Consider the following 12,894-nt stretch of genomic DNA (forward strand, 5'->3'; position numbering starts at 1 on the left):
TAAAGGAGTGCATGGCTTGCGGCTTAAGTGGGCGTTAACAGGTCATGTTTTATAGGTAATTTCTTTACGAAAGTATTTGGAATCAATGAATTATAAAATCTCACAAAAAGTGCGGTTTAAGTGAAATCTGCGATCTCCATCAAGTTTAACAACTAAAGATAAATTGTTTACCGCCGAAAAAACAATAAACCACAAAATTAACATTCGAATAACCTGCAAGGAATGCCCGTCATGTCTTCTCCTTCCTGTGTCACCCAGAATAATTATCCTCTGGACGATGACACCACCTTAATGTCGACTACCGACGTCCACAGCTATATGACCCATGCAAACGACACCTTTGTGCAGGTGAGCGGCTATCAGCTTGATGAGCTGATGGGCCAGCCGCACAATCTGGTGCGCCATCCCGACATGCCAAAAGCGGCGTTTGCCGATATGTGGTACACCCTGCAGCAGGGTGAGCCGTGGAGCGGCATTGTCAAAAACCGACGTAAAAATGGCGATCATTACTGGGTGCGCGCGAATGCGGTACCGATGGTGCGGAATGGGCAGGTGACGGGGTATATGTCGATCCGCACCAAAGCCACGGATGAAGAGATCGCTGCCGTAGAGCCGCTCTACCGGGCGCTGAATAACGGGAGCTGTAAAAAACGCATCCAAAAAGGACTGGTGGTGCGTAAGGGCTGGTTGGGTAAACTTCCTTCCATGCCGCTACGCTGGCGCGTACGCAGCGTGATGGCGGCGCTCTTTGCCGCGCTTGCCGCTACCCTGGTGACCACCTCCGCAGGCTGGGTGCCGCTCGCAGCGGCCGCCGTGGTAACGCTGCTGGGAACGCTGCTGTTTGAGCAACAGATTGTCCGCCCGATCGAAAACGTCGCGCATCAGGCGCTGAAGGTGGCGACCGGCGAGCGCAACAGCGTGCAGCATCTGAACCGCAGCGACGAACTGGGGCTGACCCTGCGCGCGGTAGGACAGTTGGGGCTGATGTGTCGCTGGCTCATCAATGACGTCTCAAGCCAGGTGATGAGCGTCCGTGACGGCAGCGACAGGCTGGCGCAGGGGAACGAAGCGCTGAACGATCGTACGCGTCAGACCGTGGCGAACGTGCAGCAGACCGTCGCAACGATGAACCAGATAGCCGCTTCCGTTCAGAGCAACTCAGAAACCGCCGCCGAAGTGGACAAACTCTCCGTCGCCGCGAGCAGCGCGGCGACGAAAGGCGGCAACGCGATGCAGACCGTAGTTAAAACGATGGATGACATCGCCGATAGCACGCAGCGCATCGGCTCGATTACCTCCCTGATTAACGACATCGCTTTCCAGACTAATATCCTCGCGCTGAATGCGGCTGTTGAAGCGGCAAGAGCCGGCGAGCAGGGGAAAGGCTTTGCCGTGGTCGCGGGGGAAGTTCGCCACCTTGCCAGCCGCAGCGCGAATGCGGCTAACGATATCCGCAAGCTGATTGATGCCAGCGCAAGCAGGGTACAGTCCGGCTCGGAGCAGGTGCACGCCGCAGGCCGCACGATGGATGACATTGTCGAGCAGGTGAAAAACGTCACGCAGCTCATCGCGCAGATCAGCCACTCGACGTCCGAACAGGCGACCGGGTTGTCAGAGCTAACCCGCGCGGTGGCGGAACTGGACAGCATTACGCAAAAAAATGCCGACCTGGTCGAGGAGAGCGCGCATATCTCTGCCATGGTGAAACACCGCGCCGGGCGTCTTAAGGATGCGGTGACGGTGCTCCATTGAGCCAGTAATGTTCCGGAAAAGTCGTTTGTACCGTAAGGAATAAACGGCTTTTTTATTTGTGGTTGTGACTATTAATGTTTTTTATTGTTAATGAGATATTAAATAACTAAAGAAAATGTCTCAGTTATTTATCCCTGCCTAAGTCAGTTTTTCCCGATGCTATTTTGCAAAACCCTGTTCTGGTGGTCTGGTAACGATCGATGGGGCGGAATCAATAGTCTCTACCTATCCATTGTGATGGTTATGAAATAAAAAAACGATCAAAGTCATAAAGTTAGCGGATTCGTTACCGATAACAGCGATCGTCTGAGAAATAATCACATCGATGGAGTAAATATGTTCTTACATGACGTAAAGATCGGCACGAAATTATTTCTGGCGTTTGGATTCTTTATTGTCCTGATGGTGATCAGCGCCAGTATGTCCTTACTGAGCCTGAACCGGGCTAACAACGGGATGCAATCCATCATTACCCATGATTATCCCACCACGGTAAAAGCGAACCAGTTAATCGACAACTTCCAGGAATTTATTAGCACTCAGCAGCTCATGCTGCTGGATGAACAGGGAACGTACACGGCACAGTCGCAGCAGCATCTTAAAGAGATCAGCGAGCATATCACGGTGATTTTGGGCGAGCTGAATACGGTGTTGCAGGACCCGAAATCGCAGCAGGTCCTTGCCGAGATCCGCGACGTTCGTCAGCAGTATCTGGACTCGCGCTATCGCATTTTGCAGGCGGTGCAGAATAATGACCGTGCGGGTGCTATCCAGGAGATGATGACCCATACCCTCACCGTGCAGCAGGCCTATAAAGCTAAAGTGCAGGAGCTGATTGCGATTCAGAACCATGAGATGCAGAGCGCGGGGGCGCAGGTGGAAGGAGACTTCAGGTCCAGCCGACTGCTGCTGATCCTGATCACCCTCTTTAGCGTCGCCGCTGGCAGCCTGATTGGCTGGTTTATCGTGCGCGCTATTACCCGCCCACTCGGCGAGGCGGTGAATTTTGCCAATGCCATTTCAGAGGGCGACCTGACGGGCAGCATCACGCCGCACGGCAAAGACGAAACGGGCCTATTGCTGCACGCGCTGATGGAGATGAAAAACCGCCTGCTGGATATTGTGCAGCAGGTGCAAACGGGCTCGGAGAATATCTCCAGCGCAGCCGCGCAGATTGTCGCTGGTAACCAGGATCTTGCCGCGCGCACCGAGGAGCAGGCAAGTTCCGTTGAACAGACCGCCGCCTCGATGGAGCAGATCACCGCGACGGTGAAAAACACCGCCTCGCACACCGGGGAAGCGACTAATCTCTCGGCAGATGCCGCCACGGTGGTCAAAAACAACGGGGAGATGATGAAGCAGGTGACCAGCAAAATGCGCCTGATTAACGAGACGTCGAACCGGATGTCCGACATTATCGACCTGATCGACGCCATTGCATTCCAGACCAACATTCTGGCGCTGAACGCAGCGGTGGAAGCCGCCCGTGCCGGTGAACATGGTCGCGGCTTCGCGGTCGTGGCGGGGGAAGTGCGCCAGCTTGCCCAGAAGAGCGCGTCGTCTGCCAGTGAAATTCGCGAGCTGATCGAGAGCTCCACCAGCCAGACCCAGGACGGGATGAATCTGGTGGAAAAAGCGAGCGCGTTGATCAACGGCATGGTCGGCAACGTGGAGGAGATGGACACGATCCTGCGCGAGATCCGCCAGGCCAGCCACGAGCAGACGGAGGGGATCTCGCAGATCAACAGCGCGATTGGCCTGATTGATGCCACCACCCAGCAGAACTCTGCGCTGGTGGAGGAGTCCGTCGCGGCGGCGGCATCCCTTAACGAGCAGGCGATGCACCTGAAAGAGCTGGTTCGCGTATTCCGAGTGAGCGAGCACGCGCCGGCTTAATCCAGCTGGGAGATCTCCAGCGCCGCGCGGTCGATTATGCCGATAATCTGCTTGAGCTGCGCGTCGCTGAACTCTCCCTGATTTACCTTCAGGTCTAACACCGCTTTAAAGTTATCCAGCGCCCGCTTCATCTGCGGGTTTTTGCGCAGCTCAAAGCCGACGCTGCGCGCCTTAATACGCACCTGGATCTGTTCCAGCTGTTCCCGGTTTTCGTCCAGCCAGCGTTGTCCTTCAGCGGTAATCGCAATCTTCTTACGACCGCTCTCTTCTTCCGTAATGGTGATAAAGGTTTGATCTTGCAGATAATCCAGCGTCGGGTAGATCACACCGGGGCTCGGCGTGTAGTTCCCCTGGGTCAGGTTCTCGATCTCTTTGATCAGCTCATAGCCGTGGCTGGCGCTGCGGGTCAGGATATCCAGAATCACCAGTCGCAGGTCGCCGTGGCCGAAAAAGCGCGGTCGGCGTCCACCGCCGTCGTGTTCATGTCGCATGTTATGTCTCTTAATTTGATATATCTAAACTATATCTAAGATATATTCAGATGCAATCTAAAAAATCTTGCTTTTTTACTGATTAGTAATCATTATCATTTAAAAATCAATTCCGATATATCGTATTCATCAGATAAGAGGCTAAAAATGGCATCTACCCGTTACCCACAGCGCGTGCGTAATGACCTGCGCTTTCGCGAGCTGACGGTGCGCCGCGTTGAGCGCATTAGCGCAGGCTTTCAGCGCATTGTTTTAGGCGGCGAGGCGCTGGAGGGCTTTAGCTCCCGCGGCTTCGACGACCACACCAAAGTCTTTTTCCCTGCACCTGGCACCACGTTTGTCCCGCCGAAGGTCACCGATGAAGGCATCGACTGGGGCGACGGCGTACGTCCACAGGCGCGCGACTATACGCCGCTGTACGATGAGGCAAATCATGAGCTGGCGCTCGATTTCTTCATTCATGACGGCGGGATTGCCAGCGGCTGGGCAGTCGAGGCGAAGGCGGGCGACAGGTTGACCATCGGCGGCCCGCGCGGTTCGCTGGTAGTGCCGGAGGATTACGCCTGGCAGCTGTACGTGTGCGACGAGTCCGGCATGCCCGCGCTGCGTCGACGTTTAGAGAGCGTTGCTAAACTGCCGGTTTGTCCGGAGATTCACGCGGTGGTGACCGTAGGTGACGAATCTTATAAGGACTATCTGGCGCACCTGAGTGATTACAACATCACCTGGGCGGTGGGCCACAGCGAGCAGGCGGTGGCTGACCGTCTGGCGGCGCTGGCCATGCCGGAGGAGGATTACTTTATCTGGCTGACCGGAGAAGGGAAGGTGGTGAAACGCCTGAGCCGTCAGTTTGAAACCGACGCGATTGACCCACAGCTGGTGCGTGCCAGCGCATACTGGCACGCTAAATAATCAGGCTGCCGAATCCATCTGCGCTTCGTTAACCTGGTGTTCGAGCGAGGCGCATACCTCTTTTAGCGCTTTCTCCTGCTGAGCAAAGTACGCTTCCATATTGCTCAGCGACGAGACCAGCAGCCAGGATTCCTCTTTTTCCAGCTCCGCCAGCTCGTTCACTAAGGTGTCGATTTGCTCGCGGACCTGCGCCATTTTTTTGCGGATACGCTCCAGATCGTTCAGCCTGTCGCTCGCCATCAATGGCTCGAACCCCTGGTGCAGGCGGGCCACCAGCGAACGAATGGCTTTCACGTCGCCGCGCTGCTTCGCCTGGTTGAGCTGCACCATCATGTTGTTGGCTTCTTCTTTCAGATCGTCCGCCACCAGATCCGGATGGCAGAGCTTGCTCGCCTGCCGCCAGAGGCGCTTGAGTTCGTTCTGATCTTCTTCCGAGAGATGCTTGCCCTTGCGCAGCCGCACTTCGGCATCGTGATGCTGTTCGCGATACTTCTCGTACTCTTCGTTGGCCTCGTCGCGCGCCTGACGCGCGGGCTCTTCTTCGCGCGTTAAGCCGCTTTCCAGTTCGAGCGCTTCGGCCAGCAGGTTGGCAATCAGATTGCTTTGCTGCTCCAGATGCTTACGCGCCTGAGCGGCCTGGACGGAGTCAGCCGGGAGATCGCGCCAGCGCTGGGTAAGCGTCGCCAGCACCTCCACCGCCTGCGCCATATAGCGCTGACAGCGGCGATAATCCTCCTCGCGACGACGTGCCTCCGCCTGCTGACGACGCAGGTTCAGCTCCGCCAGCGTTTTACGCAGGGCGAGGATCTGCTGCATCAGCGGTCCGAGGCGGGAGAAATAGAGATCGTTGAACTCATCAAGCTGCTGCACGCGCGCGTTGCGGCGGTCAATCAGATCGCGCAGACGCTCTTCCAGCGCCTTCAGCTCCAGCTTGCTGGCGGCTACCTGTGGGTCACGCCACTGGGTCACGGCGCGTTGGCCCTGCAGCCAGGCGGTTATGGCCGCCATGGCCGAGGTATAGTTCTTTTTCTCAAGCGCCACGACGATTGCCTGTAGCTCATCGTCAAACGCTTCATTTTTCAGGCGTGTCAGCTGGCTCTGGATGATGTCGTCATCTTCCAGTTCAATGGCATTTTTAATGATTTCTAGCCGTTTGATCGGTGTGCTCATGATGCCTTTCGCTTTGGCGCTTAAGTATTTGAGTTAAGGGTAGTTGTTGTAAAAGCTACAGGAAATAATACACACGGATGATGATCGGCGCGATGGGGGATTTCTTTAGATTTGCAGTTTGTGAGGTGCGAGATATGAGCAGGAAAGCGAATACGCAAAATGGCTTCGTTTTCACTGTTTCCCGCTCTATCCCTTAAATAACCTCGCTGTAGATCCCCACCACGCGACCCACCGTTTTTATCTCGGTGATACCGCACTCAAACGGAACTTTACCGCCCGCTACGTGGAGTTTTTTGCCCGGTAACAGCGTTAAGTCGCGGATGCTGGCGGTGCCTTCAATCTCGACCAGCCAAAGGCCGTCGGTTAACGACGCCTCTTTTTCGATAAAGTGAAGCTTTCCCTCTGCCCGAACGGCGATGCCGCGAGCCAGCGGTTTGCTAAAGAAACTGGTATCGATGCTCAAAATGGTATTTTCTTCCAGCTTACCATCACTGAGTGTGAATGCCGAAACTGAAACCGGATCGCCCGATGCGGGGTTACCTTCAAACTGCGCACCTTGCCCGGTCATCAGCCAGCGCAGGCTGGCACCGGTGTCCAGCGCGCACTGAACCGCGAAGTCGTAAGAGATGGTACCGCGCGCGTAGCGGTTCTGAAGCGAGCTGGCGGCGATATTAAAGTGCCGGGCCAGCTGGATTTTCTGCGTGAAACCATACACCTGACAGATTCTATCGAGTAACTCTTCATTATTCACTTGAGAATCCAGTATCAAAATATATTCCTTTGGGTGTTTACTAATACTCAATTGGGTATTAATATCATTGCAAATTCGAGCAATCAGCGGCAGAAGTTGGCAAACAGAGGCTAATGATTGCAGACATTATCAAAATGGGAATTTTGCAGCATGGTTTGTGAAATCGCAATCATCAAACGGCGGAAAATGCCGTGCTATGAGCGTTTTCAGCACATTAGCGTGCGTGAATTTATGCGAGGGGAGATATGGCGATAGAAGCTGCCCATGCAAGGGTTCCACTTAGCGTGGGAGCACGTCTTAACGGGCTTAACCACGTCGCTGAACTGCGCGCCCGATACGGGAGCGATAGCGGAAAAGAGCTGGCACGGTTTATGGCCGAGCTGCGCGATAAGCGCGATCCCTGTTTTGAGGAGAACAGCAGGGCGCTGGCCGCCATCTTTTACCTGGCGAGATTACCTGTCGCCCGTCATGAGTGCGATATCAGCGAGCTGACGACCGAAGAGAAACGGGCGCTAATTAACGCCATGAATCATTTTCGTGCCGTTGTGAGTTTATTTCCTGAACGGCTGACCATGCCGATATAACCCAACCAAAAACCTAATGGCGTAAACCCGCCGGGCAGCCTATTGCCTGAAATTAAGGAGAACGCGTGATGCGAAACAGTGAAAACCGCCCCTATCCGATCGGAAGTGAAGAACTGAAACGCCTGCTGATGGAGGCTAAAACAGAGGAACGATGCGCGCGAGCCCTCGCGGTCTCCCTGCGCCTGGAGGCGCTGGCGAGCCATATCTACAAAACCGGCATGAGCGGAGAGGACGTTGCCGAACTGCTGTGCCACGAGGCAGCCCGCTACGAGCGTGAATCACAGGAGCTGCACTGATGGCCGATTTTATCGATCTTGCGCAGGCGCGCGAGCAGGAAGACAGAGAGCGCCACATTAACAGTGCCCGCAGGCGACCCGCATTGCCTTCGCGTTTTCTGTGCGAGGACTGCGATGCGCCGATACCTGAGGCGCGTCGAAAGGCGGTACCTGGAGTGGCCTTGTGCATCACATGCCAGGAGATCGCGGAGATGAAAAATAAACACGTCCGGGGAGGATGAGTTGGCGACGTCATTTGCTTATCCGTGGAACGCTCCACGGTCGGCCATTGCCAGCCCTTACCTCACGCACACCCAACAGCAGCGTCGCGATCGCCTCTTCGCGGCGCTGCAGCAGGCAAGAATTGCCCTCTCACAGCAGCCTGACTGCGTGCGCTTCGAGGTCTGGCGCACGATTGACGCCCTCGAGCAGCATCAGGGCAGCCTGAAGGCTAATGCTTTCTCGATCCGCTTCTGCAAAAGGATGTTGCCCCGCTTGCGTCTGGTCTCTGAACGCTATGCCTGCAAGGGCCTGCACAATACGGTCTCCAGGGCCGTGTTTAATGACCATTTCGACACCCAGATTCTGCAATACCTCGCTTCGAGGATGGTTGAGCTGGTTACGCGCTATAACCGTCTTCCGGATATGTCCCGCGCGGACATCGACCTGCTGGCCGCAGATATCGCCAGCTTTATTCGCGGCGAGCTGGCGAATATTAACGATGCTGAGATGGGCGAATACCGGACGCTTTACGTCTGGTACCAGCGCGCCGGACTGATCGCCCGGCAGTTCAACGTTTCGCCTCCCCACTGGGAACGGGTGTCAAAGACGTTTTTCAACAAAGATGACGTTGCCTCGGCGGTGATCCGCATGTTTTCCGAGGTGTGGTGGCGCGGGCGCCTGCGCCGTATCGCGGCGGCCTGGCGCGAGCATTTGCAGATTGCCCTCGGCAACGTCAGCAAAAAGAGAACGGCGTATGCGAGCAGGCGCTGCGTGACCGAGTGGCGCGAGCAGAAGCGCCGCACCCGCGAATTTCTCAAGGGCATGGAGCTTGAAGATGAAGAGGGCAACCGCATCAGCCTGATTGAAAAATACGATACCTCGGTGTCTAACCCGGCGATACGCCGCTGTGAACTGATGACCCGCATCCGCGGGTTTGAAAATATCTGTGAGGCGCTGGGCTACGTGGGCGAGTTCTATACCTTAACCGCGCCCGCGCAGTATCACGCGACCGTGAAATCGGGCTACCCCAACGCTAAGTGGAACGGGGCCAGCCCGGCGGATACGCAAGGCTACTTTACCCGTCTCTGGGCACGTATCCGGGCAAAACTCCACCGGGACGGGCGACGTATTTTTGGTATCCGCGTTGCGGAACCCCATCACGACGGTACGCCCCACTGGCACATGCTGATGTTTATGCTGCCGGGAGATGTTGACTGCGTTCGCCAGATTATCGGGGATTACGCGCGGCAGGAGGATGCTGTTGAGCTGCAGAGCGAAAGTGCCATAAGAGCGCGCTTTCACGCGGAAGCGATCGATCCTAAGAAAGGCAGTGCTACCGGTTACATAGCCAAATACATCTCAAAGAATATCGACGGCTATGCGCTCGATGGCGAGACCGATAACGAAAGCGGCGGGCTTCTGAAGGAGACGGCGTCCGCCGTTTCGGCCTGGGCGGGACGCTGGCACATTCGTCAGTTTCAGTTCATCGGCGGCGCGCCGGTAACGGTCTACCGCGAGCTGCGACGTATGGCGGATACTGAGGCCGCGCGCGGCTTGAGCGTTGAGTTTGCCGCCGTCCATGATGCCGCCGACGCCGGTGACTGGGCGGGTTACGTTACTGCGCAGGGCGGGCCGTTTGTCCGTCGCGATGATTTACAGGTGCGCACGCTGTATGGACCGCGCGCCGGGTTTAACCAGTACGGCGAGGAAACGGTCCGTATTCGTGGCGTGTACGACTCCGCCGTCGGCGCGGGCAGCCCGATTGTCACCCGGCTCACCCAGTGGAAAATTGTGCCGAAGAGGGCCCCGGAAATTAAGAATGCGCCTGAGCCCTCTCGGAGTTCTGTCAATAACTGTACGCAGGACGATCTGTCTCAGCCCCTAAGCCGGCGTGCGAGACGGGCATTAACCGAACGCATCAAATTCATCCGCCCCGGTGCTACGTCGCCCATCGTCTTCGCGAGCGACCCGCAGAACGGGGTACCAGAGAAGGTGATTGACGAGATACGGCTCGCCACCGGGATAGCCATCAGCCGGGGCGAGGCCCTGCATCTTATGGCCGGAGGCGTTAGCCGTTTTAACGACAAATGGTGCAGGGGCGCAGCTGACGGAACGCTATTTCCTGCAGCGTGTTCTTATCAGGAAAAGGCGCGGAAAATCCTTGAACGTATTGGGTATTTAACGGATTTGTTAACCAGGCGAGTACGCTAATCTTTATCGATATCATGTACATACCGTTAAAGGTTCTGATTTTTCGCTTCACTCTTTTTATGAATACATGCTACTGTATGTTTATACAGTATCTCGTGGTGGAGGTTGTGTGGACAGAGAGTTGAACGAGCAGGTCATGATTGAACGAGTCGAGATGATTGCTCGGCTGACGACAGAAGGAACGTGTCAGGAAAGAGATCGTGAGATTGCCCTGAATTTGATTGCTGAGATTGCGCGGGGAAATTTAATCAAGAACAACGCCTTTACCGTTGTTTTCTCGGCATCGCCTGTTCCGGAACGAATCAAAAAAGAGAGTAACGTTCGGGTGAACATTACTCTCGATAAAGATCGGCTGGCTGGCCAGTCCGTCGCCGAAGCCTTTCAGTGCGAACTGACCCGCAGAATAGGGTCCCTGTTTCCGTCAACGAGGGTGACCGTGAGAGTAGGCTCGGTGACGGGGGTAGAGCTCCAGGGGCTTGAAAAAGAGGCCGATCGCGAGGCGCTGGACACTATTCTCCGGGAAGTCTGGGAAGACGAGAGCTGGCGCTAAACCCGGTTTTGTTACCCGGACCGAACACCCTCATTAGATTTTTACGTTCCCATTGAACCGCGCTTCGCTTCCCTCGGATGGTTTGTTGTGTCCGCGAGCGTCCATCCGTCAGCGATAGCGAAAAGCCTGCTGGCCCGGGAAACTCTTCAGTACCTGGAAACCGGATGTTGGGAGCGACTGATGAAGATCTATGCAATGCAGGGGGACACGCTTGATGCCGTTTGCGCCCGCTTTTATGGGCGCACGGCTGGCGTCGTTGAAGCCGTTCTGAAGGCCAACTCTGGCCTCGCGGAGTTAGGGGTTATCTTGCCTCACGGCACGCCGGTAGAGATGCCGGAGGTGGATAGCGCCCCCACAAAAGAATTCGTAAACCTATGGGACTGAGCCTGGAGAAAATCACCACGTTTATCGCCTACTGGCTGGCCGTGGCGCTGGCCTGGTTCGGGGCGATGTCTCCTGACAAAGTCGCGCTGTACGTGGGAAGTCTTTGCGCCATTTTTACCGCGCTGACGAATTACTGGTTTAAGCGAAAAACCTGGCGCTATCTCAAATCTCTTGGCCTCGATAAGAAGAGCATTCGTGAACTCAATCATTAAGCGTTGCAGCGTCGCCGGCGTGCTGGCCCTGGCGGTGCTGATGCCTGATTTTCGGTTACTGAAAACGTCTCCGGAGGGGCTGGCGTTGATTGCCGATCTTGAAGGATGCCGCCTCTCGCCCTACCGGTGTAGTGCCGGGGTGTGGACGTCAGGCATTGGCCACACGGCAAACGTTGTGCCCACGCGGGACATTACCGAACGCGAGGCCGCGGCAAACCTGGTCGCTGATGTGCTCAACGTGGAGCGGCGGCTGGCGTCGTGCGCGCCGGTGGAGATGCCGCCTCGGGTCTACGACGCGCTGGTGAGCTTCACGTTTAATGTCGGCGCAGGCGCTGCCTGCCGTTCGACGCTGGTGTCCTTTATCAAGCGTAAACAGTGGTCGCAGGCGTGCGAGCAGCTTACCCGCTGGGTGTACGTCAACGGCGTTAAAAATACCGGGCTCGAAAATCGCCGTGTCCGCGAGAAGGCATGGTGCACGAAGGGGTTGCCATGAGAGCCCTCATGCTGGCGCTGGCCGGACTGCTGGCCATCACGCTGTGGCTCCGTCATGACAACCTGACCCTGTCCCGTTCCTTAGCCACGGCTAACCGGGTCGCCAGCGAGCAAAAAACGGCCCTCGCCACGCTTAACCAGCAGCTGTCCCTGTCACAACGGATAGCCCGATCAAACGAAAACGCCCAGGTCAGGCTCCGCGAGGCGCTTGTCACTGCGGGCGAAGAGAGCGCGAGACGGGAAGCGACTATCGGGAGATTACTCAATGAAAATGAAGCGTTACGCCGCTGGTATAGTGCTCGGCTGCCTGATGCTGTCCGCAGGTTGCACACCCGCACCGCCTGCGCCTCCGCAGCCCATTGTTTACCACGCCTGCCCGAAGGTGAGCCTCTGCCCGATGCCGGGCAGCGAACCCGCCACTAACGGCGATCTCAGCGCGGATATTCGCAGGCTTGAGTATGCCCTTATCGCCTGCGCGCTGCAGGTTGAAACCATTAAAAACTGTCAGGATAAATTCGATGCACAAACTCAAGAGCCTGCGTCAGGCATTAATTGACGCCATCCCCCAACTGAACGCTAGCCCGGAACGCCTGCAGATGTCGGTCGGAAGCGGGCATATTGACGCCCGCCTGGCCTCCTCGCTCTCCTTTGAAAAACACTATCAACTGAATGCAAAGGTCAGCGGTTTCAAAGGCGACAGCGAGGGATTGTTCGTTCCCGTGCTGGCCTGGCTTCGGGAAAACCAGCCGGACATTTTTACCCTTGATGAAGGCCGTAAAAACGGATGTTCCTTCACGATAGTCTTAAACGATGACGATACGATGGATATCAGCATCAGTTTGCAATTAACCGAGCGCATGCTTGTTGCACAGGATCAGAGCGCTCTGCACGTGACGTATTCCCCGGAGCCGCCGCTGCCGGAGCCCGTCACGCGTCAGACGTCGTTGTACATCAACGGTGAGCTGGTCAGCCAGTGGGAGGCGTAAGTTCCC

At 56.2% G+C, this 12,894-nt stretch carries 17 protein-coding genes; 14 read left to right on the plus strand and 3 right to left on the minus strand.

Going from position 1 to position 12,894, the window contains the following annotated elements; genetic code table 11:
* Positions 1-231: 231 nt before the first annotated feature.
* Both IM273_RS08480 and IM273_RS08485 read left to right on the plus strand, forming a co-directional pair.
* Positions 232-1,752, plus strand: a complete 1,521-nt coding sequence (locus IM273_RS08480) for a PAS domain-containing methyl-accepting chemotaxis protein (protein WP_193051863.1) — start codon at positions 232-234, stop codon at positions 1,750-1,752.
* Between the two features lie 336 nt (positions 1,753-2,088).
* A complete protein-coding gene (locus IM273_RS08485; protein ID WP_028014479.1) occupies positions 2,089-3,648 on the plus strand; it encodes a methyl-accepting chemotaxis protein in 1,560 nt (519 codons plus the stop codon).
* Here the strand turns inward: IM273_RS08485 and IM273_RS08490 are convergent.
* Positions 3,645-4,139 (minus strand): PadR family transcriptional regulator, encoded by a 495-nt coding sequence (locus IM273_RS08490; protein WP_059358387.1) that lies wholly within the window; start codon positions 4,137-4,139, stop codon positions 3,645-3,647. The genes IM273_RS08485 and IM273_RS08490 overlap by 4 nt on opposite strands.
* Before the next feature lie 147 nt (positions 4,140-4,286).
* Between IM273_RS08490 and IM273_RS08495 the strand changes: the two genes are divergently transcribed.
* Positions 4,287-5,051 (plus strand): siderophore-interacting protein, encoded by a 765-nt coding sequence (locus IM273_RS08495; protein WP_193050881.1) that lies wholly within the window; start codon positions 4,287-4,289, stop codon positions 5,049-5,051.
* On the opposite strand, the gene IM273_RS08500 is transcribed toward IM273_RS08495, so the two are convergent.
* Together IM273_RS08500 and IM273_RS08505 are read right to left on the minus strand one after the other, a co-directional pair.
* Positions 5,052-6,221 carry a DNA repair protein gene (locus IM273_RS08500; RefSeq protein ID WP_193050879.1) on the minus strand — a complete coding sequence of 390 codons (1,170 nt, stop codon included), beginning with the start codon at positions 6,219-6,221 and terminating at the stop codon, positions 5,052-5,054.
* A gap of 193 nt (positions 6,222-6,414) precedes the next feature.
* A complete protein-coding gene (locus IM273_RS08505) occupies positions 6,415-6,990 on the minus strand; it encodes a phage repressor protein CI (RefSeq protein ID WP_193050877.1) in 576 nt (191 codons plus the stop codon).
* 227 nt (positions 6,991-7,217) lie between these two features.
* Here IM273_RS08505 and IM273_RS08510 point away from each other — a divergent pair, with 227 nt between their 5' ends.
* The 11 genes from IM273_RS08510 to IM273_RS08555 all read left to right on the plus strand — a co-directional run bounded on the left by IM273_RS08510 (position 7,218) and on the right by IM273_RS08555 (position 12,888).
* Entirely contained in the window at positions 7,218-7,556 is a 339-nt protein-coding gene (locus tag IM273_RS08510) for a DUF5347 domain-containing protein (protein ID WP_048958928.1), read from the plus strand.
* A 68-nt stretch (positions 7,557-7,624) separates the two neighbouring features.
* Positions 7,625-7,852: a DUF2732 family protein gene (locus IM273_RS08515; protein WP_041908021.1), complete on the plus strand. Its 228-nt coding sequence runs from the start codon at positions 7,625-7,627 to the stop codon at positions 7,850-7,852.
* Complete coding sequence (locus IM273_RS08520; RefSeq protein ID WP_193050875.1) at positions 7,852-8,073, plus strand: TraR/DksA family transcriptional regulator; 222 nt, start codon at positions 7,852-7,854, stop codon at positions 8,071-8,073. The genes IM273_RS08515 and IM273_RS08520 overlap by 1 nt, the downstream gene beginning before the upstream one ends.
* A gap of 1 nt (position 8,074) precedes the next feature.
* Entirely contained in the window at positions 8,075-10,264 is a 2,190-nt protein-coding gene (locus tag IM273_RS08525; RefSeq protein ID WP_193050873.1) for a replication endonuclease, read from the plus strand.
* Between the two features lie 109 nt (positions 10,265-10,373).
* Positions 10,374-10,814 carry a DinI-like family protein gene (locus IM273_RS08530; protein WP_041908026.1) on the plus strand — a complete coding sequence of 147 codons (441 nt, stop codon included), beginning with the start codon at positions 10,374-10,376 and terminating at the stop codon, positions 10,812-10,814.
* A 180-nt stretch (positions 10,815-10,994) separates the two neighbouring features.
* The gene (locus IM273_RS08535; protein WP_193050871.1) at positions 10,995-11,198 is read left to right on the plus strand and encodes a tail protein X; all 204 of its coding nucleotides are present in this window, start codon (positions 10,995-10,997) and stop codon (positions 11,196-11,198) included.
* Entirely contained in the window at positions 11,189-11,410 is a 222-nt protein-coding gene (locus tag IM273_RS08540; protein WP_045260131.1) for an HP1 family phage holin, read from the plus strand. Before IM273_RS08535 ends, IM273_RS08540 begins: the two co-directional genes overlap by 10 nt.
* Complete coding sequence (locus tag IM273_RS08545; RefSeq protein WP_193050869.1) at positions 11,394-11,903, plus strand: lysozyme; 510 nt, start codon at positions 11,394-11,396, stop codon at positions 11,901-11,903. Before IM273_RS08540 ends, IM273_RS08545 begins: the two co-directional genes overlap by 17 nt.
* Positions 11,900-12,325, plus strand: a complete 426-nt coding sequence (gene lysB / locus IM273_RS08550; RefSeq protein ID WP_193050867.1) for an Rz-like lysis system protein LysB — start codon at positions 11,900-11,902, stop codon at positions 12,323-12,325. Before IM273_RS08545 ends, lysB begins: the two co-directional genes overlap by 4 nt.
* Positions 12,213-12,458, plus strand: coding sequence for an Rz1-like lysis system protein LysC (gene lysC / locus IM273_RS22400; RefSeq protein ID WP_236327693.1), 246 nt, complete (start codon positions 12,213-12,215; stop codon positions 12,456-12,458). Before lysB ends, lysC begins: the two co-directional genes overlap by 113 nt.
* A complete protein-coding gene (locus IM273_RS08555; protein WP_193050865.1) occupies positions 12,421-12,888 on the plus strand; it encodes a phage tail protein in 468 nt (155 codons plus the stop codon). Before lysC ends, IM273_RS08555 begins: the two co-directional genes overlap by 38 nt.
* The last annotated feature ends 6 nt before the right edge of the window (positions 12,889-12,894 follow it).

This window comes from Enterobacter cloacae complex sp. P13B, from assembly GCF_014895915.1.
GTDB classification, from domain to species: domain Bacteria; phylum Pseudomonadota; class Gammaproteobacteria; order Enterobacterales; family Enterobacteriaceae; genus Enterobacter; species Enterobacter bugandensis.

Coding starts and splice junctions, on each gene's coding strand:
- IM273_RS08485 (WP_028014479.1), top strand. CDS start 2,089: ATGTTCTTACATGACGTAAAGATCGGCACGAAATTATTTCTGGCGTTT.
- IM273_RS08510 (WP_048958928.1), top strand. CDS start 7,218: ATGGCGATAGAAGCTGCCCATGCAAGGGTTCCACTTAGCGTGGGAGCA.
- lysB (WP_193050867.1), top strand. CDS start 11,900: ATGAGAGCCCTCATGCTGGCGCTGGCCGGACTGCTGGCCATCACGCTG.
- IM273_RS08500 (WP_193050879.1), bottom strand. CDS start 6,221: ATGAGCACACCGATCAAACGGCTAGAAATCATTAAAAATGCCATTGAA.
- IM273_RS08540 (WP_045260131.1), top strand. CDS start 11,189: ATGGGACTGAGCCTGGAGAAAATCACCACGTTTATCGCCTACTGGCTG.
- IM273_RS08490 (WP_059358387.1), bottom strand. CDS start 4,139: ATGCGACATGAACACGACGGCGGTGGACGCCGACCGCGCTTTTTCGGC.
- lysC (WP_236327693.1), top strand. CDS start 12,213: ATGCTGTCCGCAGGTTGCACACCCGCACCGCCTGCGCCTCCGCAGCCC.
- IM273_RS08480 (WP_193051863.1), top strand. CDS start 232: ATGTCTTCTCCTTCCTGTGTCACCCAGAATAATTATCCTCTGGACGAT.
- IM273_RS08535 (WP_193050871.1), top strand. CDS start 10,995: ATGAAGATCTATGCAATGCAGGGGGACACGCTTGATGCCGTTTGCGCC.
- IM273_RS08555 (WP_193050865.1), top strand. CDS start 12,421: ATGCACAAACTCAAGAGCCTGCGTCAGGCATTAATTGACGCCATCCCC.
- IM273_RS08520 (WP_193050875.1), top strand. CDS start 7,852: ATGGCCGATTTTATCGATCTTGCGCAGGCGCGCGAGCAGGAAGACAGA.
- IM273_RS08495 (WP_193050881.1), top strand. CDS start 4,287: ATGGCATCTACCCGTTACCCACAGCGCGTGCGTAATGACCTGCGCTTT.
- IM273_RS08515 (WP_041908021.1), top strand. CDS start 7,625: ATGCGAAACAGTGAAAACCGCCCCTATCCGATCGGAAGTGAAGAACTG.